This is a genomic window from Parapedobacter deserti (assembly GCF_042646065.1).
Taxonomy (GTDB): domain Bacteria; phylum Bacteroidota; class Bacteroidia; order Sphingobacteriales; family Sphingobacteriaceae; genus Parapedobacter; species Parapedobacter deserti.
Genome location: NZ_JBHRTA010000009.1, coordinates 249,415 through 275,984, shown reverse-complemented (window position 1 = coordinate 275,984; position 26,570 = coordinate 249,415). Strand labels below are relative to the sequence as shown.

General features: G+C 49.3%; 20 protein-coding genes. 5 read left to right on the top strand and 15 right to left on the bottom strand.

The genetic code is table 11. The annotated features are described in order from the left end of the window. Nucleotides 1-5: 5 nt before the first annotated feature. The 4 genes from ACFOET_RS04570 to ACFOET_RS04555 all read right to left on the bottom strand — a co-directional run bounded on the left by ACFOET_RS04570 (nucleotide 6) and on the right by ACFOET_RS04555 (nucleotide 4,836). On the bottom strand, nucleotides 6-1,778 hold the full coding sequence (locus ACFOET_RS04570) for an outer membrane protein assembly factor BamB family protein (RefSeq protein ID WP_379020036.1): 1,773 nt from the start codon (nucleotides 1,776-1,778) through the stop codon (nucleotides 6-8). A 25-nt stretch (nucleotides 1,779-1,803) separates the two neighbouring features. Beyond that, nucleotides 1,804-2,349: a hypothetical protein gene (locus ACFOET_RS04565; RefSeq protein ID WP_379020034.1), complete on the bottom strand. Its 546-nt coding sequence runs from the start codon at nucleotides 2,347-2,349 to the stop codon at nucleotides 1,804-1,806. A gap of 40 nt (nucleotides 2,350-2,389) precedes the next feature. Continuing rightward, entirely contained in the window at nucleotides 2,390-3,418 is a 1,029-nt protein-coding gene (locus ACFOET_RS04560) for a hypothetical protein (protein ID WP_379020032.1), read from the bottom strand. A gap of 119 nt (nucleotides 3,419-3,537) precedes the next feature. Continuing rightward, nucleotides 3,538-4,836, bottom strand: a complete 1,299-nt coding sequence (locus tag ACFOET_RS04555) for a hypothetical protein (RefSeq protein WP_379020030.1) — start codon at nucleotides 4,834-4,836, stop codon at nucleotides 3,538-3,540. Between the two features lie 231 nt (nucleotides 4,837-5,067). Between ACFOET_RS04555 and ACFOET_RS04550 the strand changes: the two genes are divergently transcribed. Together ACFOET_RS04550 and ACFOET_RS04545 are read left to right on the top strand one after the other, a co-directional pair. Continuing rightward, nucleotides 5,068-5,619 (top strand): RNA polymerase sigma factor, encoded by a 552-nt coding sequence (locus ACFOET_RS04550; protein ID WP_379020028.1) that lies wholly within the window; start codon nucleotides 5,068-5,070, stop codon nucleotides 5,617-5,619. Continuing rightward, nucleotides 5,606-6,346 carry a tetratricopeptide repeat protein gene (locus ACFOET_RS04545; protein ID WP_379020026.1) on the top strand — a complete coding sequence of 247 codons (741 nt, stop codon included), beginning with the start codon at nucleotides 5,606-5,608 and terminating at the stop codon, nucleotides 6,344-6,346. Before ACFOET_RS04550 ends, ACFOET_RS04545 begins: the two co-directional genes overlap by 14 nt. 16 nt (nucleotides 6,347-6,362) lie before the next feature. Here ACFOET_RS04545 and ACFOET_RS04540 read toward each other — a convergent pair whose 3' ends face one another. The 11 genes from ACFOET_RS04540 to rpsT all read right to left on the bottom strand — a co-directional run bounded on the left by ACFOET_RS04540 (nucleotide 6,363) and on the right by rpsT (nucleotide 23,925). After that, entirely contained in the window at nucleotides 6,363-9,209 is a 2,847-nt protein-coding gene (locus tag ACFOET_RS04540) for a CHAT domain-containing protein (protein WP_379020024.1), read from the bottom strand. Nucleotides 9,210-9,254: 45 nt separating this feature from the next. After that, on the bottom strand, nucleotides 9,255-10,484 hold the full coding sequence (locus tag ACFOET_RS04535) for an MFS transporter (protein WP_379020022.1): 1,230 nt from the start codon (nucleotides 10,482-10,484) through the stop codon (nucleotides 9,255-9,257). Beyond that, nucleotides 10,481-11,563 (bottom strand): zinc-binding dehydrogenase, encoded by a 1,083-nt coding sequence (locus ACFOET_RS04530; RefSeq protein WP_379020020.1) that lies wholly within the window; start codon nucleotides 11,561-11,563, stop codon nucleotides 10,481-10,483. The genes ACFOET_RS04535 and ACFOET_RS04530 overlap by 4 nt, the downstream gene beginning before the upstream one ends. A 25-nt stretch (nucleotides 11,564-11,588) precedes the next feature. Next, nucleotides 11,589-12,869: a PHP domain-containing protein gene (locus ACFOET_RS04525; RefSeq protein WP_379020018.1), complete on the bottom strand. Its 1,281-nt coding sequence runs from the start codon at nucleotides 12,867-12,869 to the stop codon at nucleotides 11,589-11,591. A 23-nt stretch (nucleotides 12,870-12,892) separates the two neighbouring features. After that, on the bottom strand, nucleotides 12,893-14,395 hold the full coding sequence (locus ACFOET_RS04520) for an alpha-L-fucosidase (RefSeq protein ID WP_379020016.1): 1,503 nt from the start codon (nucleotides 14,393-14,395) through the stop codon (nucleotides 12,893-12,895). A 25-nt stretch (nucleotides 14,396-14,420) separates the two neighbouring features. Then, the gene (locus ACFOET_RS04515) at nucleotides 14,421-16,040 is read right to left on the bottom strand and encodes a hypothetical protein (protein WP_379020014.1); all 1,620 of its coding nucleotides are present in this window, start codon (nucleotides 16,038-16,040) and stop codon (nucleotides 14,421-14,423) included. 26 nt (nucleotides 16,041-16,066) lie between these two features. After that, nucleotides 16,067-17,809 (bottom strand): RagB/SusD family nutrient uptake outer membrane protein, encoded by a 1,743-nt coding sequence (locus tag ACFOET_RS04510; RefSeq protein WP_379020012.1) that lies wholly within the window; start codon nucleotides 17,807-17,809, stop codon nucleotides 16,067-16,069. A 33-nt stretch (nucleotides 17,810-17,842) separates the two neighbouring features. Next, nucleotides 17,843-21,178: a TonB-dependent receptor gene (locus ACFOET_RS04505; RefSeq protein ID WP_379020010.1), complete on the bottom strand. Its 3,336-nt coding sequence runs from the start codon at nucleotides 21,176-21,178 to the stop codon at nucleotides 17,843-17,845. A gap of 284 nt (nucleotides 21,179-21,462) precedes the next feature. Continuing rightward, a complete protein-coding gene (locus ACFOET_RS04500; protein ID WP_379020008.1) occupies nucleotides 21,463-22,650 on the bottom strand; it encodes a FecR family protein in 1,188 nt (395 codons plus the stop codon). A 69-nt stretch (nucleotides 22,651-22,719) separates the two neighbouring features. Further along, the gene (locus ACFOET_RS04495) at nucleotides 22,720-23,310 is read right to left on the bottom strand and encodes an RNA polymerase sigma factor (protein ID WP_379020006.1); all 591 of its coding nucleotides are present in this window, start codon (nucleotides 23,308-23,310) and stop codon (nucleotides 22,720-22,722) included. A gap of 360 nt (nucleotides 23,311-23,670) precedes the next feature. After that, a complete protein-coding gene (gene rpsT, locus ACFOET_RS04490) occupies nucleotides 23,671-23,925 on the bottom strand; it encodes a 30S ribosomal protein S20 (RefSeq protein ID WP_379020004.1) in 255 nt (84 codons plus the stop codon). A gap of 221 nt (nucleotides 23,926-24,146) precedes the next feature. On the opposite strand from rpsT, the gene ACFOET_RS04485 reads away from it, so the two are divergent. The 3 genes from ACFOET_RS04485 to ACFOET_RS04475 all read left to right on the top strand — a co-directional run bounded on the left by ACFOET_RS04485 (nucleotide 24,147) and on the right by ACFOET_RS04475 (nucleotide 26,542). Further along, complete coding sequence (locus ACFOET_RS04485; RefSeq protein WP_379020002.1) at nucleotides 24,147-24,698, top strand: RNA methyltransferase; 552 nt, start codon at nucleotides 24,147-24,149, stop codon at nucleotides 24,696-24,698. A 145-nt stretch (nucleotides 24,699-24,843) separates the two neighbouring features. Then, entirely contained in the window at nucleotides 24,844-25,722 is an 879-nt protein-coding gene (gene sucD, locus ACFOET_RS04480) for a succinate--CoA ligase subunit alpha (protein WP_379020000.1), read from the top strand. Between the two features lie 127 nt (nucleotides 25,723-25,849). Beyond that, a complete protein-coding gene (locus ACFOET_RS04475; protein ID WP_379019998.1) occupies nucleotides 25,850-26,542 on the top strand; it encodes a metal-dependent transcriptional regulator in 693 nt (230 codons plus the stop codon). The last annotated feature ends 28 nt before the right edge of the window (nucleotides 26,543-26,570 follow it).

The window sequence follows — 26,570 nt, the reverse complement described above, 5'->3', positions numbered from 1 at the left end:
TGATGTTAGTTATATCGTTCTATTTTATCGCCTTTGGCATTCACCTTCATCACGTGTTTTCCCGATGGACTGAACACGACGCTTTCCCGGCTTTTGAAGCTCACGGTTTCCGCCACTTTTTGCTGCTGAAGGTCAATACGGGTGAATTTTTTGTTTTCCAGCAACAAGACTTCATTGGCGTTGGCCGCAAAATCTGTTAGGTTTTTCGCCTCCACCGATTGAACAACCTTTCCTTCATAATCCATAATGCCTACGCCTTTGGTGCCGAAAATGAGTACACCTTTTTCAAAAAAATGACTGAACACCACAGTGCCTACGCCCAGATCTTTGGTTGTGGTATAGGAAATTTCTTTCCCGGTTTTCGCATCGAGGGTGTAGATGCCCCTGGAAGCAATGTCAATAATCTGACCGTTGGCAATCAAAAACGGGCTGAACATGTTGGAAACATCGGCGCTGTTTTTGGCTTTTTCGGTTTCAAAAAGTTCTTCGCCAGTCGTGCCATCGATGGCCTTGATGATCGTACGGTTCATATTCCCCGAGGCTTTAACGTAGAAAACACCGTCCACCATCTCGTCTTGTATCGGGGTCCAACTGTCGCCCAACAGATTAAAAGTTTCCTGCAAAACCTTGTCTTGATGAATATCTATTTTCAGAAAACCTTTCTTGCCGCCATTACCTATTTTTCCGTCTTTATTGAACGTGATAAAATAGCACAGCTTGCCGTTGTCGTCAAAATGAAGGCTGCGGGGAACCAAACGGTCGTATTTGGTCGTCGTTTCCGCTTTACCGAAGTTCCCGCCTAAGGCGTTGTCAATGGCCATCAGTCCTCCCAGGCCTTTGGTGACATTACGGGCTCCTTCCATACGGCTTTTGATGTCGCCGTTGCGTTCTACTCCGTTTTCAAGGTCAATAAAAGTCAGTTCCAGATAAGGAAGCACCAGCGTATTACCTACCACCGAAGCATAACCGGGAACGAAAGCGCCGGTATAATCCACGCTCCATTGCAATGTTCCGTTGTCAGCATCAATAGCTTGCACCTCGGTATTGGCGGTGAGTTGGTCTATTGCACCTTCGGAAGTGGGTACTTTGATGGCCAGCAGTTGTTGCGTAGTGGCGTTGTAAATCAATTCGCCGATTCCACCTTTGACGCCTTCTGCTGTCCAAAGCATTTTTCCGCTGCGGATATCCACGGCTTGCAGCCCGTGTTTTCCGTTAAAAAAAAGGGCGTTCCTTTCAGGCACATAATTAATCAATCGGTCCAGCATTTTGTTGCGGGTAAAAAAATTACCGACAGCATGCCGGGGATTTAAGCGGGTGCCGCCTGCCGCTTCCACACTCACCACATCCGTTGCATGCGCACGCATCAGGGTTTCGGCCAGTGAAATCGCCATGTGCAGTTGGTCGGTTTCCCAAAGCAGTTGTCCGTTTTTCACGTCGTATGCTTTGACTTCGGTACTGTTGTTTTGGTAATCTACCGTCATGAACACCTGTTCGTTCCCGAAAAGGAAATAACCGCTTCCGGTAGGGACTACCGTACTTTTCAATAACCGCCCGAGTTTAAAAGGGTGTTTGTTGTCCAGTATTTTGGTTTGCGTGTTCAGGTCCCATACTTGATAGCGAACATCGTTTTCGGCCACCATATACCTATCGTCATACGAAAAGTCGATAAAATCGGGGACAAAACCCAAATCGAAAACGGCCGGATCGGACATTGGATAAACTCTTGGTAACCCTGCCAGCAAGAGCATGAGTAGTATAGTTATCTTATTCGTTGTCATTTCAATTTTTTTCCAATCAACTATTTTAAGGGGCCGCAACCACAATTTCGCCAGTCACATCCACTTCCTCGCCGTCAGCCCCTAATCTAAACTTCCCGCTAAAGTTTAGCGTGAAGGATGCTACCGTTCCCTCTTCGCCGGCAAAAGAATAGTTATGCTCCTTGTAGTCCTCCAAGGTCATACTGACAGGCCCCACAGGGCCGTATTTATCTTCGATTCCCCACTCGCCAAAGGCGAATCCCTGAACCTCTGTATGGATGGGTTTGTTGTTATCATCCAACAGAAATCCAAGTCCGATTTGAAAGGCTCCAACCTCAGCAAGCATTACGGCTATGGCTTTACCATTGCTTTGTTCGTTTACGAACGCAACAGGGTTAAACTGTGTCACTACACCGGGGGCATATCTCGGTACGCCGCCTTTATAGGTTTTACCTCCGGCAATGGAGATTTCATAAGTGTGCTGATCGGACGATGTATCCTTATCCTCATTTTTGTCACCGGCCTTCGAACAGGCTCCTAATAGGCATAAAACCATCATGCCTATCAGGGTTGGTACGATTGTCTTTTTCATTATTATATTTATCGTTTTATTATTTTCTGAAATACATTGTTTAGTTCAATGCCTGTACGATTACCTCATCAATAATCAACAGAATATCCGGATAAGCAGATAAATTGACGAATGCAACATGTCCACTGAAATTCCCGGCTTCCTGATAAACAGGCATAGGCTGGAAACTAAAAAATCCACCTTCCGTCGCCTGTGCGTCTGAGACCTTGTGTTTAAAGGTTACCTCTACGCCAGTACGACAGATTTTCTGAACGGAGACTTCCGCTCTAAAACCTTCTGATGCTATTAATTCTTCGGTAACATCCTTCCCGGATTGGGCGTCCAGTAATTTGAATTGGAAATTCACCTGCTCATTTTCAACCATCGACACAGTGGGCGTATATAATTTTCGCTTGTTTTTGTCTCCCTTATGAAGATGGATTGCAATCGCTTTACTACCCTTAATTCCTTTGTTGGAAATCTGCACCGAATCGGGCAAATGGCTAAAGTTCCAGCCTTGGTCGGCCAAGTCTCTGGTGCTTTGCATGCCTTCAAAATCGAACCGGTTCAAGGAATTTTCTGCCAACAATTCGTCGTTGGTTACTCGGTTGACATACACCACTTTGTTATCCGACAAGTCCGTATCCAGCGGTTTCAATGACTTGTCTTTCAGGTAGGCCGATAGATCAATGATGTAAGACTCGACGGTCACTTCATACAATCCGGCTTGAGACAGGTCTATCGGGGCAAACTTAAACCGCACCCAGCCCGGTGTAAAGGCCCTGAACTCCAGCACGGCTTCCTCGTTGAGCAAAACCGTTCCATCCGCCAGTCTTTTGATCTGAACGGAACCGAAGATGCCCTTGCCTTTTTTGTCGAAATCAGCCCCTCTGTTTTCAACGCGGAACTCAAATTTTGTGATCTGATCTTGTGGGCAATTGGAGAATGGGACATAGTCACCCCTTGGGTGTTCAGGTATCGTGATTGACTTAATGCCAATATTGATACCCTGAACCGGCGTTTGGATAGCGCCGGCGTTGTGTTCACCGACAGGGTTGCCGCCGGCACGAAGCCATAGCAGTGCGGTCATCCCTAAGAAGACTAAAAGGTGGCATTGTTTAGTCATTAATTGCAATGCTGATTTTCAATTTTAGCTAATGAATTATGTGTTTGCCACGCTGGTTATGCATGGCAAACACGTTTATATCGTTAATACGGGTAGTGCGTGGTTCGACCATCACCCCATCCGAGCGACCCCTTCGTACCAGTAACGATGTTGCTCACAAAAACGAAGTTCGGCAGATCGGGCTTTATCGGGCTTGCTCCTGAATAGGCGTACACCGCATAGTTCGGCATATCCCGAAACGTAGTGTTGGTGATCCGAAGCACGGGATCTGCATGCATGTACACTGCGCCGGAGTTTTGTAGGTTACCGACCGGATAATCCCCTTTAGTATGTTCGATGACCGCATAGTCAATCACATTGTCCTGTTGAGTGTGTCCAAAGTAAATACCGCCCCAATTCGCATCCTCATGCCCCTTTAAAAGTACTTTCTCGTCGTCCGTTCCTTGTATTTTCAGGCTTGCATTATATGGCGGAAGGAGGGGGGCCACTTGCAGGTAGCCGGTACTCAAAAATTGGATTTCTACCCCCGGCTCGATGGTAAGGTGACCGTCCTTCTTCACATGCACTCTATCATCCACTAAATAAGGCACATCTAATTTCTGCCATACTACCTCCTGGTCTTCTATTTCGTAATTCGTAGTTGTGATGTTCAAAAAATCTGAAGCATTGCCCGAATAGGTAGACGTATGATCGAAAACATGCGCCATCTCAGCAGAAACCATCACCGGCACACCGGCATTTCCAGTGATTGTCAGGTTAGCCGTCGATACCGTCGCATTTTTGCTGATTCCGTGAAAATCCAGGCCCACACTGCCACCATCTTTAATTGTGACATGGTTTAGCGTCAATGCTTGTGGCGGTGTCCCCGAAACACCCCTTAAGGCCAAACTACCTTCGTACACAGGCGACGTACTTTTCAACGCTTGCGAACCCGAATATTCAATCACCGCGTGTTCGATGAGGTTATTTTCGTTGTGTGCTTCGGTTAGGAAGATACCCCGCCAATGGCCTTGCTGCTTGGAAGTACCGGTTAAAATCACCGGTTCTGATGCCGTTCCTTTGATTTCAAAAACTTTGCTATCGAGGTTAACCATTAACCCTGCGTGGTTTTCAAATTCAATCACGACGCCCGGTTCTATTTTCAGGCTTCCCTGCACATTCGCCCAGCAGCTGATCCGGTAATCTACCGGCCGTTGCGGATCGTTGGTCAATACGCGGTCTTCACTGAAATAGTCACAGGCCAGTTCGATGGGGGGTAATTCTTCTTCCTCCGGCTCCGGGTTCTCTTTTTTACTGCAACCAGACAGTGTGAGTGAGAACAGGGCCAATGCACCAAAAAAATTCAATAATGTTTTGTTCATGTTGTAATTCGTCGTTTCCATGTTTTAATTTTTATTGTTCACCAGTAGATTTACTTTTTGATTCCTAATGCTGCAAAAAGTACTTTTCTCATTTCGTAGATTTATTTTGTAATTTAATTGTTTAAGCCACCACGCCTTGCGGAGGTCATTGCTATCTCCTTAATATGCCACGCGGGCAGAAGTAAACATCGTTGTTCATATTTTTTATTAGTTTAGCCGCTCATGCTTACTTTTTCACTTCTGGTTTACTAAATGAATAACGACAAACGGCGGATTAAATCCCTGAAAGCTGGACATACAGAGACACTGGATGAACTATATCGCCGCTACAGAAGCGGATTTTTGGAATTTTGCAAGCGATATGCCGTTGCGGCAGAAGTGGCGCTTGACATCTATCAGGACAGCATCATCGTTTTATACGAGAATAGTAAACAAGGAAAGTTGGATGAGTTGAAAAGCAGTATCAAAACATATCTGTACGCGATAGGAAAGTATAAAATGATTAACTACCTCAACGAGCAATCCCGCCACCACTATCAGGAATTGCAGGGAGATGAACTGGTCGAAGAGCTGACCCTCTTTGAGACGGACACGTCGGAAAGCCGACTTCAGCTACTAAGGCAGGCTTATCTCCAACTGGGCCCAAAGTGCCAGGAAGTACTGCGGCTCTTTTATTACGAGGGACTAAAGTTAGACGCTATCCAAAAGCAATTGGCTTATGATTCCAAGGATACCGTAAAGAGCCAGAAATCGCGATGTTTAAAACAATTGAAGCAAATCGTTCACGCAAATGGAAAAAGATAAAGAACAGTTGATCGAGGCGTATTTCGCCGGCGAGTTGTCTGCCGAAGCGCAGCAGCAGCTGGAATGGTTGTTGGCGCACGATACCGCTTTTGAGGAGGAATTTAGGTTTGAAAAAGAAATCCGCGATGCGGTGATCTACAACGAGCGCCAACAGCTCAAAGCGCGTTTCCGGATGCTGGATAAGCAGGCAGCTAAACCCACCCGAAAACTGGCCACCTGGTGGTACGCTGCGGCTAGTATTTTGGTGCTCATCGGTGTTGCTTGGTTCTTTTTTGATCGGCAGCCAACAGTGGATAGTGAAAAATTATACGCACAATACATGGAACCCTATCCGAATGTCGTGGCACCCCGTGTCCGGGGTTCATTGGAAGTCGATCAGGTGATGGCGGAAGCACTGGCCAACTATGATAAGCAGGCGTATGCCGAGGCGGCTGCCTTGTTTGAACAACTCTACAAGGAAGCGCCCAGCAACCATGCGGCATTGTATCTGGCTGTTTGCCGGTTGCTGCTGGATCAGCCCGAGCAGGCGATCCGGTTGTTGGAAAACGAAGATTGGGCGGATACACAGGTTTCCCTGCCGGTGATCGACTGGTACCTGGGGCTGGCTTACCTAAAAGCGGGTGACGAAGGACAGGCTAGGCAATACATCAGCCAAGTGGCGGCTTCCGGGAGTGATCTGGCACCGAGAGCGGAGGAACTTGCCGAGAAGTTGGAAGTGTTGGAATAGGCTGACTTTGATTAGCTTAACTAAACGCCTTTCTCCCGATAACGACGATCACAATAACGGCCAGCATCACAATCACCGCAACTAGTCCGACAATCCAATATGGAAACCCGGATGATGGCAATGATCCGATGTGGCCATTGACCACAAATCCGGCCCAGAAAAACGGATGGCTTTTCATGGGATTGTTGGTCAGAAAGTCCCGTTTGGCATTGGCGAGCGCTTCCGCTTTAGTCTGTCCGGTTTTCAAATGGGCGTAGAACCCGGTCATGATTTCAGCGGTTTCTTCGTCGGGCACCTGCCAAAGGCTGTAAACAGACGAGCGTACACCGGAATAGGTCAGCGCTCGCGATAAACTCATCAACCCTTCCCCTTTCTCCAATTTGCCTACACCGGTGTTGCAGGCGCTCAGCACCACCAATTCCGCTGGAAAATGTAAGCCATACAGTTCGTCGTAAAACAGGGGCTCCTCGTCTTGAAAAAGTAAACTGGAATTGCGGTGGTCAGCTTCATCGAGCAACGCATGCATGGCAAAGTGATACACCTGGTACTGTGCGGTGTTGTCCAGGAAATCCTGCTTTCGGGCTTGTCTGTACAGGTCACCTTCCCATGCGCGGGTCACATATTCCGCTTCCTGTGCCGCCCCTTCAATATCCTGCAATCTTTCGCGGTACACGCCGTCGTTGTCGGCCAGCGAAGCCAGATAATGATCCGAGTAGCTGGGCGAAAAGGCAGCCAGCGACACCTTTTGGCTGCCATCGGCTACCGGTTGCTGTTGCAGATGCCACAGCTTGAGCGAGTGTGAATAGCTGATGTGGTAGTGGTAAATCAACGGCTTGCCCGAATCGGGGTTGATCAGCGTTTCGAACGGCAGAAAACTCAGGATGTTTTCGGGAATGATGATTAAGGTATTGATGGCTGCCGTCTGGATCTGGAGCGGCTCCACCAACAGGCGGTACAGGTCTTCAGAAGGCGCTCGATAGTCTGCTTGTACGGCTTTCAGGACTTCGTAATAGGCTTGCACCTGCTGCAATAGGGTGTCCTTATGGCCCAGTGCAGTTACGGAAATAGCATCGGCACCAATGGAGAACGCATACACGCCGGCATTGGTCACCTCATATTTCAGTACCAGCTGATCAGGCTGAAGTTGATGCTGCAATACAGTCACGTCAAATGAGGCCTCAAAAAAAGGTGCGTATGTGGGGTCGATGGTGTGGATTTGCAGCTGTACCGATTCCAATTCGTCCTGTAGTGTTTGCGCCGTGTCGGTTTGACCGACCTGAGCCAGCAACCTATTGCGTTGTAATAACAGGCTATCTGGCACCCGGGAATATTGTTGATATTTGGCCTCAAACTCTTTCCAGAGGTGCTGCGATGCATTGTTTTCCATCGTATTGATCAGCTCGCTGTGGTCGGTTCGCGCCAATCCAATATGCATGGATAGCAGTCCCTCGTTGATGTCAGCGTTGCTCATATCCAGCCACGGATTGTAAACACCCTTTTGGTAATATGTATGAAAAAGATCGGCCGCTATCACATAAAAATGATGAGCCAGCTCGGCATGCTCCGGGTCTCCTGCTTTTTCATACTGGTTTTTATAGATTTTGGCTACTTCCCGAAGTGCGTTGATGTAAAACAAATCATTGCGCTGAGCAAAGGCTTCCCGCTGCACGGTATATAAATCAGTGACAGGTTCGCCCAGTAACAGGGAAAAACCATGATAAGCCATTTGCTCGGCTTCCTCAAAGCGGCCGGTCTGCTGTAGGACATCACCCCGCTTGAGGTAGATATTAAGCAGGTTAAACTCGCGGATATCCATTTCCCTGCCAATTTGAAGTGCCTTATCGAGATGTGTGAGCGCCTTCTCGTAATCATCCGCGGAAAACAGGTAGAAGTTGACCCACTGCGTATGAAAAATCATTTCATTGTACCGATCTCCCAAACGGATACTTTCCCGCATACCGAGGTCGAGATACCGCTTTTTCAGTTGCCGTTCCTTCGGGTCGTCGTAATCCACCAATGGGGCAGCAGCACCGTTAATAGCGCTGAGCAGGTACGAGGAATATTGCTTTTGATCGCGGTAATCCATGCGATTGAAATGCATGCGCAGGCTATCCAAGTGTGCCAGTCCGCCGGATTTGTTGTCCGTCAAATCGGTATAGAGGATATTCAGCCGATGTTTATCCACATGGTACAACGCCCGGGGTTTCTGTCTGTCCACGCCCTTTTTACCTTTGCCAAATGCCTCCTCGGCCACCCATCGGTCGAAGTGCTCGTTGACCGTCGAAATCAGTTCGCCGGCAGCCCGTTTGTCTCCGTATTGGCTGAAAAGGCGCAACAAATTTCCGTACAGCGAAATCAGGTTATTCTTATCCACCTCGTCTCCCATGGATTCCCAAATCTCCTTCGCTTTCAGGTAGCTCGCCTTGCGCTGGGTGAAAAAGCCCGTATTAGCGTGGGTCACGCCGATGTTGTTGTAAGCCAAGGCCAGGTCATTGCGCAGATCCAGGCTGTCAACATCATGAATCGCTTCGTATAGGGCTATGGATCGATGGAAATAATCCAACGCTAGCTGATACTGTTCGCTTTTATCGTAGATATACCCGATGTTGTAGATCAGGTCGGCTTCTGATTTGGGGGGTAGCTTCCCGACAAATGTAGCTTCGCAGGCCAAGGCGATGGCCAATGCTTCCTCCCACTGCATCTCACGACCCAACCGGAGATACCGCACTTTTTCGGCTTCGTATCGGGAAACAACCGAGGTATCAGCATTATCGATCTGCGCGCGACCATACGCACCCGAAAGAGAAACAGCAAATAAAATAAGCTGAATGACTATTAGTATACCGATAGCAGATCGCTTCATGACAGATGACAGATCTGCGAAAATAACATAATTCCTGGATGTGCACTAATTTGTACGGACAAGCGAAATGGAAATGGCTGATAAAAGCGCAATCATTGCAACAGCCGGAAAGATTGACGATGTTTTTTGGCTCCAGTCCACGATATAACCCAGTATCGGTTCACCAACCGCGGCAAAAAAGTATGCGGTCATATTCATAACACCGATACCGGTACCGGTGTTTGTGCTACCCAGCAGCTCGGGGCACAGTGGCCAAAAATTGGCCTGTGGACCATATACGAAGAAACCTGTCAGCAACATCAGTACACCGCTAAGCATGACGTTTTCGATGGGAACCCAATAAATCAGCAGTGCGAGCACAGCGCTGGCTACCATACCGAAACGTATAGACGCTAATTTATTGTGCTTAAACAACGTATCGGAGATAACGCCGAATGCCAATGCCCCGAGTGCCATTCCCACCGGCATCAAAAAAGTGACCCAAAGGTTGGCCGAGTCTTCTTTCCAGCTATTCCCAAGGTAATGGATAGGTACCCAAAAAATCAGGCCGTAGCGGGCCATACTCTGAAAGCCGATGGCTACACAAGCCATCAAAAAATTACGGTTGGAGAAAACAGCCGCGTACCTTGACTTCAACGTGCCGCGTGGCGCGGGAGAGGCATCATCTTTTTTCCGGACGCGGCCGTACCCTTTGTCTGACGGCTTGTCGCGCGCAATAAAAAAAAAGACCACCGATGCGACGAGCAACAAAAGTACGGGTATGCGGAAAAGCATGCGCCATTCCATGCCTGCCTGCAGGAGGTAGATGGACAGCAGATACGTAACCGCGGAAGAGGAGCCAGCAGCCATGGTATAGAAGCCGAACGCCTTTCCGCGCTCGGCTTCTGACCACCAATTGGTAATCAGTTTGCCCCCAGGTGCCCAAGCCATGGATTGGAAGTATCCATTCAGCGCCCATAACAGGATCACGGTGGTGGATGACTGAGCATAGCTGACCGCAAAATTGGCAAATACCGACAGGATGGCGCCTAAAGGAATCATTACCCGTGGGCTGAAGCGGTCGGCAAGGTTTCCGTTGATAAACTGACCGATGCCGTATCCGATAAGCATCGAAAAGCTAATCCATCCGATCATCGCGTAAGGGATGTCCAGTGCCGTGGCCATCCCCTGTGCAGCCCACCCAAAGTTATGTCTGCCCGTATAAAAAAACAGGTAGCAGAACATGGTGATGAACAACATCTTCCATTGCTCTTTTCGAAAATTCCCCGCCATCATTCCCCTATTTTAATACCCACACGTAGTGGCTTATGAGAAATCGCATATTCAAACGCCTGTTGGGCCTGCGAAAGCGGGAACTCTTTTTCCACCACGCTTGAAAATGGAAATTTCAGCGTATTGCGTGTCATAAAATCGAGGGCATATTGAATATCTTCATAGTTATAGTTGTGCAGCCCCCGGATGGTTAGCAAACGCCTGACGATGCTTTCAGCATCCATGGCTAACTTACGATCACCAAACACCGCGCCGACCCATATCGCCGTTCCACCGTAGGACAGCGTTTCCAGTCCCATTTCCATCGCCTTCGGCGAACCGCTCATGTCGAAGGCGATGTCGACCGTAGCTGGAGGTATGCGCTCAGCTCGACTTAAGTAGACCACTGCGTCTGCACCAAACAACATGGCTTGCGATAAGCGCCGGTCACTGACGTCTGCAGCGATGACCTGGCAAGCCCCCGCATCTTTGCACATAGCAGCGCAAGCAACCCCCAGGAGTCCCATGCCGGTGATCAATACCCGCTTACCCTGAATATCCCTAGCCATGCGCAACGCCCCGGCCACGGTAGCGATGGCGCAGTTGATCGTTGCCGCTACCGGTATGGGAATCCCTTCCGGAACCTTTAAGATAACAGTATAAGGCCGCAGTATGCAGTACTCCGCCAGACCACCATGAAAGGCGTCCTCCTCGGTCAACAGCGCGTGACCGTATTTGAACAGGTTATCCCCCTTTTGCGGCATGCCCTGCCGGGATAACTGGCAATTTGCGTCCGATGCGAAAATTGACCAGGTCACGATGTCTCCGACGCCTAAAGGCAGGCCTGCATGGTCCCTGCCATCGTGCTGCTCATCAATAGCAATGACACGCCCCACAATTTCATGGCCCAATACAGATGGTGTTTTTTCGTTCCGTTTCCCGGAAAAACTATGTAAATCGCTACCGCAAAGTGTCGTATAAAGATTGGCCACCAGCACTTCCCCCGCCTTCAGGCGGGGGACTTGATACGAACGCGCTTCCAGGGGCTGTCCGGCTCCGGAAAACACCATGATTTCCCCGGTGGGGTGTGTGCTTTTTTTCATCCTATTCCGCTTTCTGGCCAATGCCTCAATTTGATGAGCTGATTCCAAATGGATTGGTAAACGTCCGGTAAACGTTATCACCATCTATCCGGATGAGCTCGGCCCTAACGTAGTTTCGGATACCCGGATTGCTGTTTAGATCCAGTGTGCTGCCCTCATGGACAATGTTGCCCAAAGCCCACGGTTCGTTACTCGTCTTATAATCTGCCAACATCTCCAGGGTTTCAGGGACAGATATCCAGTTGATCTTGTCGTAATTGGAAGCCGTTATCGTGATGGTATTGTTGCGTTGGTCGATACCGATATTGTCGATGGTCGGGAATGCATTAAAATCGTATTGCCGGACGTCCGTTCGCCCGGGAGCCTTGCAAAAATAGAATTGGCCCCGCTCCATGGCATCACGGACCGCTTCGCTCGTAAATTCGTCGATGAGGAAAACGGTAAACGTATAATTGACATGGTCAAACGCATGCATGTCATTACCTCCAAAGCCCCAAACCGGACGATCGGGCATAAGTCTGGCCAGCAATTGGTCCCACAATCCGATATCAAACTTCTCACGTTCGTCGTCATTATTGGTTACTTCGATGCCTACCAAACCATCGGCCGGATTATTGGTAAACCGCTCGACATACCATTCCACTGGTCTGCGCAGCCACCAGCTGTGCGTTTCGAGCTCGCCGGGATGGTTTAATACAGTCAACCCTCCTTTTTCCCGGACTCCCCGGATCATGTCGTCTTCCCAGACTTCTCTTCCTTCATCGTCGGTGATTCCGCCATACGGTGCTTCGGGACCCGTTTTGTCGTAGTAAACACCGTAATCGGAAAAGTAACTGTTGATGTGATGCCTGAACGTCAGCTCATTGCCCTGAATACCGATCATGCCAAGCTCTTCAGGTGCGGAACTACCGTAGTTTGTCCACGGCCAAGTCGGATTGGCAGGGAAATTTTTCGGTAATCTTCCGATAGGATAAGGGGTTGCTGCTTCCACAGGCAGGTGCTTCCAGCTAATCCGCTCATTGGGCCAGTTCCAGTCATGATCCGTGATGGACAGGATGGTAAAACCTGCCTGTCTGAAGGTGTCGATGACATCCTTTACTTTATGGAAACCATCGCTCTGCAACGAGTGCACGTGCAATGCGGCATGGTGCTTTTCAAAGGTCTGCCAGTTTACGTTGCCATATGGATTGACAACGACGCGATTCTTGCCTGTACTTGCTTTGCTTGTCGGCTTTTTATCCACTCCTTTGAAGTTTACGAATAAAAACGCAAGTGCTATTCCTAAAGAAATCTTTAAATAAGTCATGTTATAGGGCTAAAAATCAATTACTATTTTGATGATTGGATAGCTGGATGCATTTCGAATCCCGACAGCTTAAAAACAAACGCGTGTCCACCGGTAAGCTCGGTTTGTATGCTATCAGGGACTTTGATAATCAGTTGCCCGTCCCGTTTTACGGTATATGCAATGTTACCGGGGTGTCCCAGAAGCGTTATGCTGCCTGATTTTTTACCAGTTACCCGAACGGCCTGTAACTGAACCTCCTTGTGTGGCTGCCCCATCACCATGGCATATAATGCTGTACTGTCTTTGGACAGGGTATACCGGATGTCTTTATCCGTGTAGTTGACGGCCTCTTTCGCGGATTTAGCCATCGCTATGCTGGCTTCGCGGGGCGTGGGTCCTTCCCCTTCGACCAACCACCTTTGAGTTTGGTAGATGGCCTCTCCGTTGATATCCAGCCAACCGCCCAGTGCCAACAACCGATCCTCCATGATGGCAGGAATGCGCCCGTCAGCCGTAGGCCCTACGTTTAGCAACAGGTTTCCTCCCCGGCTGACCACATCTATCAGCAAATGGATAATCTGCTGACGCGTGAGGTAGTCTTCAATATTCTCGTTTCTATTGAATCCAAAGGACGCACCGATGCCCCTGCACTCTTCCCAAGGATGCCGGTCAGCAAGCGGGGTGCCATTGACATCCACTTCGCCGTACTCGGTGGTATAATAACCGCCGTGCTTGCTACGGGTGCCTTCGCCCCACCGGTCGTTGACAACGATGTCGGCTGGGACACCGGGTTCATTATACAGCCACGCCAGAAACTCTTTGCTCTTGTACGCTTCAGCCGAGGCTGTCCACTCCCCATCGGCAAACAGAAGCGATGGGTTGTACCGTTTGACCAGGTCTTTCAATTGTGGCATCATGACTTCATCAACGTACTTCCCAATATCCCGTCCTCCTTCGGGGTCGGCAGGGGCATAATCCTTGTCGTACCAATTATGCAGGGAATAATAGTGCCCCATCTTGACGCCGGTTGCGGTGACAGCCTGGGAAAGTTCGCCCAACAGATCGCGCTTCGCGCCAATCTCGACACTATTCCACCCCTTGCTGGACGGCGCCGGCCACAGGCAAAAGCCGTCGTGGTGTTTGCTGGTTAGCACAACGTACTTTGCTCCGGCCCGCTGGAACAAGTTCGCCCAGTCGGCGGGGTTAAAGAGTTCAGCTGTAAAATGCGGCGCGAAAAGCTCATAGGGATAATCGTCGCCATAGACTTGGCGGTGAAAACTACGGAATGGGCCGTCCGGCTTGTCATTGCGCAAGAGCGACCAATACCACTCGGCATACTTCCCTTTCGGCGCCCACGCAGGGACGCTGTATACGCCCCAGTGGACGAATATGCCGAACTTTGCATCGGTGAACCACGTTGGCACTTCTCGCGAATCCAGCGACTCCCAAGTGGGTTTATACGTCTGTTGGGCGATGGCGCCTGCAGTGATGCTGCAGAGCAATACGATGTATATGGGATAGACCCTTAACTTTTTGATTTTCATTTACTTGATTTTGATATTATAATGGCTAATGACGCGATCTGTATTGTTTGTATAAGTCAACCATTTCGCCCGGCGAGACAACGACCCAATCGGCCGGAAGGGCGTTTATCGTCTGAATAATATCGCTGGGATGCGTGTAAACACAAGCGACACTGAAAAAGGCCGGGGTGGGTCCGTTGTATGCGGATATGTCATCCATATCCTTGTAACTGTAGTTGATAAAAATGGCTTTGCCATTATACAGCTCATGGGACCGATGATTTTCCTGTACGATAGGCCGCGTCGGATCGTCATGACCGTACCCGCAAAACACACCCTCCACGCTGGGAATGGTAGACAAGGGCCGCCCCGACTCAAAGCTGTACTCCATCGTCCGGATGGTCCGGAACCTTGCCTTCTTCATATACTCGTCGGTAAGCTGGAAATACGCCTCGCGGTATTGTTCGGGCAGCTGGTATTTATAATAACCGACGCCGGTAACCGGAGTTACGTAGCTATTTTGCCCTCTCTCGGCATAAAACCACTTAGCCGCGACTGGATCCAGCTCCCACAACGTACTGGGGATTTCCCAGGCGATGGGGAAATCACCCCGCTGGGGAGTGTTAAACCGAATCGGAAAAATCTGCTGAATAAACTCATAGTTATCGCCGTCTGTCTCGGTAAAACAGATGTACTTTTTAGCAGGATCGAAAGTCAGGTCACGCACGGTCTCGCTTTCTTCGGGAACATAGGGCGGCAATCCACTGGTGTAGCTGATATTGAACGCCTCAAAGTTCGGAATACAATATTTACCCCTACTGTTTAGGTAACGCATAAACGTGTCTTCTGAGGGCGCACCTCCGGTAACGTTCCAAATACCGTATACGGGAGCCGGTCCTGGAACCCTGTCGAAGACTTCATCGGTGAACTGTTGCTCCAGCATCGACGGATCGCCTTTCATATTGATGATGAACATCTTGTTCTTTATCAGGAAGTCGAACATCCCTAAACAATAATGAGAATTATTGGCGATGGATGCGATTACCGGCTCGCGATATGCCACTTCTATCGCATAGCGATAGCATCCCAACCAACTATCAAATTCAGGAGTTGTTGTATTCTCCAGGATGGGCAATTCCACACCGTAGGTTGACTTTAGTATTTCATATTGACGCAAGGTCAATGCGACAGCCCCATGATGGGCACATAACATCGCCGTAACATTCAGCTTTGCCACCAAGTTGTCGTTGGGCTGGGGGTGCCTTGCTCCACTTACATAATTGCCGAACAGGTCATCGTCGTAAATGACACACCCGTCTATCCCGACGCTTAAAAAATCCCTGAGGAGCAGGTATGGGTCCTTGAACTCGGTCTTCTTTTTATCGTTGATCGTGTTGAGCCAAAACGACCGGTCGACCATCGCGCCAGGGCCATCGTATTCGACAATCGGGGTTTTCTGAATCCATATATGCGGCGCTTCACGATTGACATTCCCCTGGAGGGTGGTCACCATGAATAGATCATATAAATCCCTACTTTCCATGTCAATGTGATAAATAGTCCCCTGTTCAATCGTCACAGGTTGAGGAAGGTCAACCGAGGGCGACGGATCACTTTTCTTGCATCCTGCAAAGAAGAGCAACGATATCAATAGTGATGAATACATTAAATTCGAATTAACCATAACTGAACTTAATAGCCGGGGTTGTCCGGGGCGAGGTTTGGATTATTGGCAATGCGGGCGGGAGTTATCGGAAAATAGTAGTGCCTTGCCGAAAAGCGGGCGGGAGCACCTTCATGCACATTGTCGTTGATTTCGATTTTAAACTTACCCGAGTTGACATCGTAAAACGTATAGATACCGGTAAATGTCCGCGTTATTGCCTCTTCGGCAATCCGCCATCGCTTCAGGTCCCACCATCGGTGATTTTCAAAAGCCAGCTCGACCTTACGCTCATGGCGCACCTTCTCCCGGTCGATTGCATCCAGCAGCTTGATACCCGCACGGTCCCGCAGCAGGTTGACCGCCTCCAATGCTTCCTGCTCTTCGCCAAGCGCTATTGCCGCCTCGGCCTTGTTCAATAAGATTTCACCAAGCCGAAACACGATAAAATCAATTTTTGTCCGATTCTGATCCACGGGAATCAGGGTTTCATCCAGGTATTTAAGCACGTTGAAACCGGTGATGGCACCACCGGCGTAACCACCGGCAGTATACGAGCGACCTTGTGCGGACTTTCCTTCATAATAACCACTGGTGATTCTGGTACCATCGGGGGTGATGATTCCTCCCCAATTCTCGATGGGCTCACCCTTCCATTCGACTCCCTCGTAGTATATCGATGCATGAAAACGCGGATCCTTATCTTTAAACAATTCCCTTAAATCCCACGGCTGGCTGGTTGCCAGCGCATGGTCCAGCTTCCCAGAAGAACCATCGATGTTTTCAAACTCGTCGACCATTTCTAAGTATACAGACGTATTGCTACCTCCCCATCCCGGACAAAATTGGAAAGGCGACATAAACAGGTCATAGTTGCTGGAAACATTTTCGCCGGTCAGTTGCCAGGAGAATATCACCTCACTGTTATTTTCATCAACAAAAAGCCTTCTGAAATTCTCGGCTTTATCATTCGGTAATGCATTGTATAAACTGTAAACGCCCGAGCTGATGATCTCCTGCGAGGCATCGTAAGATGATTGCCAAAAACGGGCAGCTTCGCTGGCCGGAATCCCAACCAAGCCGTTCAATGCCACTTCTCCCCAAGTCGCGATGCTGGCAGCATACATCGATGCGCGACTTTTCAGGGCTAATGCGGCGAACCTCGAGGGATAGCCGACCGGAGCCGATCGGGGTAGCTCATTCACAATAGCGTCCAGCTCATTGATGATGAAATCGTAAACTTCGATTTCCTTATTCCTTGACACAAACAGATCTTCTTCGGGGGCATCGATGGGCTGAGGCTTGTCGATAATCGGAATGCCTCCATAACGCTTGACCATGTAAAAATAGATAGTCGCACGCGCAAACCTCATTTGAGCGACCATCTGGTTCTTCATATCGTCAGGAAGGCTGGATTTCTCTTCAATTTTCTCAAGGAACTCATTGATATTGCGTATATTGCCATAATCCCACAACTCCATCAGCCCGCCGCTTTCCCTTAGCATTCCCGCTTTCCAGTGGTGATACAATTCGTGCCAGCTCCGGCCTTGCCGCCCCTCATCGGCAAGCCCGGAGGTGGGGTCCACATTTTCAAAACCGCTACCCTCACGGTTCAAAAAGGACAGCCTGCTGTATACATTGTTGACGTATGCCTGTGCCAAAACGGGATCCGAATATACTGCGTCTTCCGAAATGATATCCAGCGGTCCCTTGTCCAACAAATCGCCGCAGGCGGTGAACAAAAAGGCAAATAATAAAACGTATGTTCTCATGATATCTTCTTATGTCTTTTGGATTAAGGTGGGTTATAAGGTTAGATTCAGTCCCAATGAGTAGGTCTTCTGGATAGGATACGTCCACCCCCTCGTTGCGTCGGGAGATTCAGGGTCCAGTCCGTATCTACGGAGCGGGTTTAGCGTCCACAGGTTTACTCCGGTGAAATAAATACGAAGGCCTTTTATCCCGATCGGCTGGATAACTTTCGAATCAAAGGTATAGCCAAACGACAAGTTCTTCAGCCTTAAATAGGAGGCATCACGGTTCCAAAAATCAGAATTCCAGTTGTTGGTTGACTGCCCTAACCGCTGGCGCGGAATGATGGCACTGGCATTGTTGTTTTCCGGTGTCCACCGCTCGTTCCAGATGACCATCATTGGTGTTCTTTCCGAATCGATATTGATATTGCCGGGTTGGAGCATCACCGTATAATTTGCGGCACCCTGGAAAAGTACGCTTAGGTCAAAATTCCCATACTGGAAATCCATATTGAGCCCATACATGATGTGCGGCGTCCCCCCGTTGTTGATAATGGTTTGATCTCGCCAATCGATTTTGCCATCGTTGTTGAGATCGACTAATTTGATATCTCCGGGACTCAACGTGCTATTCGCTTGTCCATCCATATCATACGGCAGATTATCGATCTCTTCCTGGCTGGTAAACAGTCCATCGCTTTGGTACCCGAAACCGATATCGGTGCGTTGACCGGTCCGTTTACGGATACGGATTTCATCCTCATCTGTATACACGACCTCGTCATAATGTTCCCACCACGATCTGGCAAGCGACATATTGGCGCTGATATCATATCGAAAACGACCACTTGTCCCCCTGGATCCCAACTGGAGCTCGAACCCTCGGGCGATCTGGCTGTTTATATTTTCACTCGGCAGGCTTGCCCCGAAAGTATTGGGCAATGATGCGACCCTGCTTCCCAGCATGTCTTCCCGCAAACGCCTGAAAAGATCTACTTCAGTATAAATCTTGCCGCCGAGCACAGCCAGTTCAATACCCAAGTTTGATAGGGTCATCGTCTCCCAAGTTATGTTGGGATTGGGGAGGCCGGAAGTGACCAAAGCAGGCACCTCCTCTCCATCTACCACGTAGATACCGGAGAAGCGGAACCCCGTCAGATACTGGTAGGCAGCGACATTGTCGTACCCCATCTGACTGATACTACCTCGCACTTTGAGGTGATCAATCCACGAAACATGGTCTTTAATAAATGCCTCTTCGGACATCCGCCAACCCAGGGATAAACTGGGGAAGAACCCCCAGCGCCGGTCTGCCGGGAAATTAGGAGACCCGTCATACCGTACAGTTGCCTCAGCTAAATACTTGTTTTGAAAACCGTAGTTGATCCGGCCGACGAGACTTTTGCGACCCGACTGGCTGGCCGATCCATTTGACCGTTGATCCACAGTCCCTCCGGCAAACAGCTGGTCTATAGCGGTTGAGATATAGTGCTGGCGGAATGCAGAGAAGTTTCGTCCGGCATAGTCTATGGCCTCAAACAACAACAAACCATCCACTGCGTGCCGTTCGTTGAACGTGCGGTGGTAGTTAGCCGAAAGCTGCCCCGTGATGATTTGGTTATCATCATACGTTTGATTAAGCTGTGTTGGCTCCGATGTGCCGTGCAAACTATAGGTATCGGTTTCGTAGTCATAATTCCAAATCTCTGCTTGCTTGCGCCAGATTTTTTGTTCAATGCCCTCATTGTAGTAATTGAGCTTCAACCTAAAGTCCAGCCCTTCAACCTGTTTCACGTTATAATTGAGGGTCAACGCGCCGTTATAATAGCTTTTTGCTCCCTTAGAATACCCTCCGATATCTTCATGGGTGTTGATGATCGCATTATAAGGGCCGGGCGAAATGTTCGGCACCTTCGTCGGGTCTGGATAAGCTGCGGGGGCTGTTGGTCTGCTGTCAAAAAAGTCCATCCAGAACCACACCTCTGACGCGGGGCGGGATGACTGACTGACCGTCTCTTTGATACCCGAAAGATCTAATGATACGGTAAGCGAAGGGGTGACTTCGATATCCAGGTTCGACCGAACGTTGTATCGGGAGTAGCCTGTGTTTCCACCCTTAAACATCCCATCCTGCCCCAGGTAATTCAAAAAGGCGTAGTATTTAGTCTTATCCGTCCCGCCGGAAACGGACAGATTATGCTGTTGTTGCAAGGCAAGCGACCGCATGATGACGCTCATCCAATCCGTATCGGGGTATTGTGGGTCTGTTCCGGCCCGGTACCTTTCAATATCCTCGTCACTGAACTTTACTTGTGGCTCAGGGATGCCCGCATTCATTTGCGCTTCGCGATACAGCGTGGCATACTGCCAGGCATTGACCGGTTTAGGGAAATTCGTAAACGATTGCCCGGTCACCAATGAATTTACGGATATAGTGGGCGCGCTGGTGCTGCCTCGCTTAGTGGTCACCAATATAACGCCGTTTCCTGCACGCGCACCATATATCGCTGCAGACGCATCTTTTAAAACCGATATGGACTCGATCTCTTCGGGATTGATGTTATTAAAAGACTGTTCGACACCGTCGACAATAACCAAAGCCGCTCCGAAGTTGCGGATATTAAACCTAGATGCGTCAAATCCGGGCTGACCACTGGTCTGTTTCATGACAAGCCCGGGTAAACGCCCGGCAAGCGTATTTACGGTGCTTGCTGCGGGATTGCGCTTCAACACGTCTCCCTTTACCGTGGCAACTGAACCCGTGACATTTGCTCTTCGTTGTGAGCCATATCCGACAATGACCACTTCATCCAGATCACTTATGGATTCGTCCATTGAGACATCGATTGTTGATTCCGACCCAACCGCAATCTCGAAACGTTCGTAGCCAACGATCGTAAACACCAACACACTTTCCCGGTTGGGGACCGCTAAACGATATTTTCCGGCCTGATCGGTAGTGGCTGCCAATGAGGTTCCCTTTACGCTTACGGTTACCCCACCCAACGGATTCTCCTGTTTGTCTGTGACAATTCCATCTACGGTTTGCTGTGCAGTCTTCACAGGTACTGATGCGTTTCCGGACGTCTTATCCGCTCCCTTCTGCACAAAAATTGTTTGCTCCTTAATTCGATAAGACAGGTTTCTTGGGGCCAATATTTCCTCCAGAAACATTTCCAATGGCATTTGATCGGCAATCACCGTCACTTTTTGGTTGGGGTTGATCTTTTGGTCGTTGTAGATAACGCCAAATTGGGTTTGTTCATAAACCGCTTCAAAGATCTGCTTAATGGGTTGGTCTTTGGCTGTCAGGGTGATGGTTTGTGACAAAGAGTGGGCACTGACATGCAATGCTCCGAAAAGTAACAAAGCTGTAGTTATTTTCATAACCAAGAATAAAAAACTATGCTGTTCGTTATCTTTGGTACGCAAAAGAGGCGTGACTAGCATTACTTCTTTTTTTATACCTCGCACGCAAACCGAAGAACTTTTCTTAAGTTTGTGTTCGGGTAGGTTTTATAATAAACTGTTAACTCCGGTTTAAAAATGACTTATCTAAACGCAACAGGGGGGTGGCTCCAAACACTTCCCTGTTTGTTTTTTCCGTCGGTAAGACTAAGTAGGCTTTCTGTTCATAGCTGTTGGTTCTAATTGTTATTATTAACTAAGCATTAATGGGTTTCCGATTGGACGGTTAGTGTACGGCCACGTAAGGTAAACTGAGCCGAGGATTCATTTAAGAATTCGAGTAATGTCTTGAGTGAAACATAGCGGCTCATCAACCCGCTATACGATTCCTGCGGCACGTCACCTACGTACTGAATATCGACATCATACCACCGGCTAACTTGTCGCATCAGTTCGACGAGACTGGTCTCCTCGAAATAAAATATGCCAGACTGCCACGCCAACTCTCTTTTAAGGTTTGCCTTAGCGCTTTTCAGCACGCCGTCGCCCGACATACTTGACTGCTCGCCCGGCACGAGTACCAACGATGTGCCTTTGCCAACGGTAGTAGCCACGCGGACACTCCCCTCTACCAACGTGGTCTCAATCATCGGTTCATCCTTATATGACGAAATATTGAACTCAGTACCCAAGACTTCAACGACCTGTCCTGCAGACAACACCTTGAAGGGTATGTTTCGCTTACCCGTCTTTTCCTTTAGCTGTGCCACGGAGAAATAGGCTTCGCCTTCCAGCTCCACGACACGCTCGTCGTCATCAAAACGCTTCGAATATTTTAACGTAGATGCTGAATTGAGCCACACGTTGGACCCGTCGGGCAAGGTGATTTGATACGTTCCGCCTTTGGGAGTGGATAGGGACATGCCGGTGTCCTGCGCCAAACCCGAGACCGCAGAGCCATCCAAATACCTAATTCCGCCTCCCACGACAATTCCCGACTGCGCTTCGCTTAAATCAATCGAGCGGCCGTTGGCAAGGGTCAACGTGGCACGGTTGGCCGCCGGCGGAATATCTTCAGTAGAAACAAGGACTTGATCACTGTCTACCGGCCACCGGTTACCGGTCATCAGCCACCCGACAACCAGGACGGTGGCCACAGCGGCAGCATAAGGGATCCACTGGAGCAAGCGCCGACTGCGGTTATGCATCGGCGTGGCCTGAGGGTCCAGCCGGGCTTGTAACCGGCCGCGTGCGCGATCGGCAATTTTTCGGGCCTGATACTCCACCGCTCGCGGGGTATCATCATCGCTGTCGAGCATACGTGTAATGTGCTCCTTTAGCAGCACCTCGTTGGCTTCCAAGCCGAAATATGCATATAAACGCGTAACTTCCTCCGCGTTGCACTCCCTCCTAAGGTAGCGCTCGAATAGCTGTCTGATATCTTGTTCCATCGCCAATGCCCCTTGCTTTCTCCTATTACAAACGGCGCGGAAAAATCAGCTACTCAAACCTGAAGATTTTTATGAAAACAAATACAACACTAGGAGCAACGGCAATTCGCCGGATGATTTTAAGTAGCCCTTTAAGTAGCGAGTGCCTTTTTGTAGGTGATTGTTTACCGTATGTGTCGATATCCCGAAGCGTTCAGCAGCTTCGTTGTGGCTTAAGCCATCCAGTTTGACAGCTACAAACACCTGCCTGCATTGGGCAGACAGCCCAGTTAAGACGCGATCGATCAGGCGTTGATTCTCCTTCCGGAGCAAATCGGCCTCTATGTGATTGTACAGTTCCGTAGACGACTGGATGATCTGCGCTAGAATACCCCGCTCCTTACTGGCCCGCTTCATGAAATTGAATGCCACATTGGTGGTGATGCGGTAGAGATAGGCTTTGAACGACAGGTCAGGGTTAATTTGCGCACGTCCTTCCCAAATTTTCATGAACACATCCTGCAGCAGCTCCTCGGCGTAGGCCTCGTTGCGCACCAACTGCAATAACCGAACCGCCAGCCGCTCTTTATATTTGTCATACATCGCCGTAAATGCAGCCGCATCGCCTTCCCTGATGAGGCCGACCAACTGCTCTTCTGTATATTGCGAAAATTTGGACATATCGGTTTAAAACTTACTGACGGCAAACTTAGGTCAAAAGATGCTAATTTTCAATCCGGCTTCTGGCATGGTTAGACCAGGCCTTTTGTTGCTATCCTGTCACAGCGAGGCTATTCTCCCTGCTGAGCCCCTTCAGCACCTGTTCTTGGAAAGGGCGCACCGACACATTACAATTTCTTAAGGGAATGTTGATATAAAAATAACAGAAATACCGGCCTATAACAAAATCCGAGAGCCTGGCTTAACGCTGCTGTTACTATTGTATCGTTGGAAGGTTCTTTTGCCTGTACAGCAGATGCACAATAAAAAAGCCGTCTTGATTAATCAAGACGGCTTTTTTCACTATAGCTGTAGTATTTATTATGACAAGTTGTTTACCAATTTGGTCAGCTTTGATTTGTTATTCGAAGCCTTATTTTTATGGATAACATTTTTCTTGGCCAAGCGGTCAAGCATGGAAATCACCTTTGGCAACATTGCCTTTGCCTCCTCTGGATTAGTGGTGTTTCTTAATTTTTTAACCGCGTTGCGCGTTGTCTTGGCCTGGTAACGATTCCTTAAACGCTTCGCAGCGTTGGTGCGGATTCTTTTAAGTGCTGATTTATGATTTGCCATTTAATTTTATAGCTATTTTTTTTCGTTTTCTTTTCAGACCGCAAAGATACCACGTTCGTCTCAACATTCAAAACAAAACCGTATAATTTTTAATGGCATTCGCCCTAACCAGCTTATTTCGCCTTTAATTTGCATAGCGCCATTGAACAAACCGGCCTGCCACAGTCTGGAATGAACTTCTTCGGACTTCCGGTCTTCCGGAGTTTAGTTATCTTTGCCCCATGCAAAAGCTATCCATGGATCAGTTGCAGCGGCCCTCGGTCGAGCTGTTCAAAGCACAGGCAAAGCTTCCGGTCGCCCTCGTGCTCGATAATGTTCGTAGTATGCACAACGTCGGGTCAGCATTCCGCACATCGGATGCCTTTGCCCTGGAAAAGGTCGCGCTATGCGGCATCACCGGCACTCCGCCTCACCGGGAAATCGAAAAAACCGCGCTCGGCGCTACGCAATCCGTTGCGTGGACCTATGCTGCAGACCCTGTTTCGGCCATCCGGCAGCTCCAGGAGGATGGCTATCGCATCGTTGCTGTTGAGCAGGCTCAAGGGAGTATCCCGCTCCAGGAATTCGTGCCCAAAGCCGGGGAAAAATATGCGCTGGTATTCGGTAATGAGGTCCATGGTGTTTCAAATGAAATCATGGCATTGGCGGACGCCTGCATTGAAATCCCGCAATCGGGCACCAAGCATTCGCTGAATATTGCTGTTTCGATCGGCATCGTGCTGTGGAGCTTCTACGCCAGCCTCCATATCAACGCCCGCGACGAGCCCAAATGAGAACAACAAATTATTCCTTGGTTCACCTATCGAAACCTGTTCTTCTGCGGCTGATAAGAATCGATAGATTGCTCGGATATGTCGCTTTGCTAATTTGCATATCAATGCAATTTTATCTAAGTTTGCGGTGTAAAAAACCAGAACAATGAGCGTATTAGTAAATAAGGATTCCAAAGTAATCGTACAGGGCTTTACGGGCAACGAGGGCACCTACCATGCTTCACAAATGATTGAATACGGTACCAACGTTGTGGGCGGCGTGACCCCCGGCAAAGGTGGCCAGGCGCACCTTGACCGTCCGGTATTCAACACCGTGCAGGAAGCCGTGGATCAAACGAGCGCCAATGTATCCATTATCTTTGTCCCACCGGCATTTGCCGCAGACGCAATCATGGAAGCAGCCGCCGCGGGTATCGGCGTCATTGTATGCATTACTGAAGGTATTCCCACCAAAGATATGATCCAGGTAAAGTCTTACCTGAGCGATAAAAATTCCCGGCTCATCGGGCCGAATTGCCCAGGGATCATCACCGCTGACGAAGCGAAGATCGGTATTATGCCCGGCTTCATCTTTAAAAAAGGCAATGTGGGCGTGGTTTCCAAATCGGGAACACTAACCTATGAAGCCGTAGATCAGACAGTCAAAGCGGGACTTGGCATCACTACGGCGATCGGAATCGGTGGCGACCCGATCATCGGCACAACAACCAAGGAGGCCGTAGAACTGCTGATGAACGACCCCGAAACGGAGGGCATCATCGTGATCGGTGAAATCGGCGGTGGCATGGAAGCTGAAGCGGCCCATTGGATCAAGGAGCATGGCACAAAACCCGTTGTGGGCTTTATCGCGGGGCAAACTGCGCCTCCGGGACGCCGCATGGGCCATGCAGGTGCTATTGTAGGCGGTGCGGATGACACGGCGGCGGCAAAAATGAAAATCATGCGTGAATGCGGAATCCGCGTGGTGGAATCTCCTGCTGAAATCGGCAAGGCTATGGCCGAGGAGCTGAGTTTGAAAGCTTAACGTACCGCTTTTTCTGCAAAAAATGACTGAAGGCACCCATGGTGCCTTCTTTTGTTTGAATGAACCGCGATCAGCGACATGTGTATGTGTTCAAAACCCGAAGCGAGAACAACGGATTGGCTTGCATATGCGTCGTAAGTTACCTAAGTTTGCGGTTATGCTATCCGTTACCGAGGAAAATTACCTGAAGGCGTTGCTGCGCATCACCGGTGAGCGGGGCCGTGCGGGTGAAGCGGGCACCAATCAGCTTGCCGGCAAGCTCAATGTACGCCCCGCAACGGCTACCGATATGCTAAAAAAGCTGAAGGAGAAACAGCTCATCAACTACGAGAAGTACGGAAAGATATCGCTTACGGACACCGGACGCGAATTGGCTGTTGCTATCATTCGCAAACACCGTCTCTGGGAAACATTCCTCTTTGAAAAGCTGGGATTCAGCTGGGATGAGGTACACGACATTGCTGAACAACTGGAGCATATCAAGTCGGAGAAACTGGTGGAGCGGCTCGATAAGTTCCTGGGTTTCCCGCAATTTGATCCACACGGCGACGCCATCCCGTCGGCCGACGGGGCCTACGCCAACGAGGTTCGTCAGACACTGGCCGATGCTGATGCGGGTGTGCCATACCTGATCGTTGCCGTGAGAGACAATAGCCCGTCGTTCCTCCAATATGTGAGCCAGATCGGCCTGGGTATCCGGCGCCGGTTGACCGTCGTGCAGAAATTCGACTTTGACCACTCCGTAGCAATTGAAATCGGGGGCGAGAAAATAAGTATTTCGGAGAAGGTGGCACAAAATATATATTGCAAACCCATTTAAGGTTATACGTTACACGCATTACATCATA

What these genes read in the sequence shown, in the direction of transcription:
- ACFOET_RS04570 (WP_379020036.1), bottom strand. Translation starts at nt 1,778, where the DNA reads ATGACAACGAATAAGATAACTATACTACTCATGCTCTTGCTGGCAGGG.
- ACFOET_RS04565 (WP_379020034.1), bottom strand. Translation starts at nt 2,349, where the DNA reads ATGAAAAAGACAATCGTACCAACCCTGATAGGCATGATGGTTTTATGC.
- ACFOET_RS04560 (WP_379020032.1), bottom strand. Translation starts at nt 3,418, where the DNA reads ATGACCGCACTGCTATGGCTTCGTGCCGGCGGCAACCCTGTCGGTGAA.
- ACFOET_RS04555 (WP_379020030.1), bottom strand. Translation starts at nt 4,836, where the DNA reads ATGGAAACGACGAATTACAACATGAACAAAACATTATTGAATTTTTTT.
- ACFOET_RS04550 (WP_379020028.1), top strand. Translation starts at nt 5,068, where the DNA reads ATGAATAACGACAAACGGCGGATTAAATCCCTGAAAGCTGGACATACA.
- ACFOET_RS04545 (WP_379020026.1), top strand. Translation starts at nt 5,606, where the DNA reads ATGGAAAAAGATAAAGAACAGTTGATCGAGGCGTATTTCGCCGGCGAG.
- ACFOET_RS04540 (WP_379020024.1), bottom strand. Translation starts at nt 9,209, where the DNA reads ATGAAGCGATCTGCTATCGGTATACTAATAGTCATTCAGCTTATTTTA.
- ACFOET_RS04535 (WP_379020022.1), bottom strand. Translation starts at nt 10,484, where the DNA reads ATGATGGCGGGGAATTTTCGAAAAGAGCAATGGAAGATGTTGTTCATC.
- ACFOET_RS04530 (WP_379020020.1), bottom strand. Translation starts at nt 11,563, where the DNA reads ATGAAAAAAAGCACACACCCCACCGGGGAAATCATGGTGTTTTCCGGA.
- ACFOET_RS04525 (WP_379020018.1), bottom strand. Translation starts at nt 12,869, where the DNA reads ATGACTTATTTAAAGATTTCTTTAGGAATAGCACTTGCGTTTTTATTC.
- ACFOET_RS04520 (WP_379020016.1), bottom strand. Translation starts at nt 14,395, where the DNA reads ATGAAAATCAAAAAGTTAAGGGTCTATCCCATATACATCGTATTGCTC.
- ACFOET_RS04515 (WP_379020014.1), bottom strand. Translation starts at nt 16,040, where the DNA reads ATGTATTCATCACTATTGATATCGTTGCTCTTCTTTGCAGGATGCAAG.
- ACFOET_RS04510 (WP_379020012.1), bottom strand. Translation starts at nt 17,809, where the DNA reads ATGAGAACATACGTTTTATTATTTGCCTTTTTGTTCACCGCCTGCGGC.
- ACFOET_RS04505 (WP_379020010.1), bottom strand. Translation starts at nt 21,178, where the DNA reads ATGAAAATAACTACAGCTTTGTTACTTTTCGGAGCATTGCATGTCAGT.
- ACFOET_RS04500 (WP_379020008.1), bottom strand. Translation starts at nt 22,650, where the DNA reads ATGGAACAAGATATCAGACAGCTATTCGAGCGCTACCTTAGGAGGGAG.
- ACFOET_RS04495 (WP_379020006.1), bottom strand. Translation starts at nt 23,310, where the DNA reads ATGTCCAAATTTTCGCAATATACAGAAGAGCAGTTGGTCGGCCTCATC.
- rpsT (WP_379020004.1), bottom strand. Translation starts at nt 23,925, where the DNA reads ATGGCAAATCATAAATCAGCACTTAAAAGAATCCGCACCAACGCTGCG.
- ACFOET_RS04485 (WP_379020002.1), top strand. Translation starts at nt 24,147, where the DNA reads ATGCAAAAGCTATCCATGGATCAGTTGCAGCGGCCCTCGGTCGAGCTG.
- sucD (WP_379020000.1), top strand. Translation starts at nt 24,844, where the DNA reads ATGAGCGTATTAGTAAATAAGGATTCCAAAGTAATCGTACAGGGCTTT.
- ACFOET_RS04475 (WP_379019998.1), top strand. Translation starts at nt 25,850, where the DNA reads ATGCGTCGTAAGTTACCTAAGTTTGCGGTTATGCTATCCGTTACCGAG.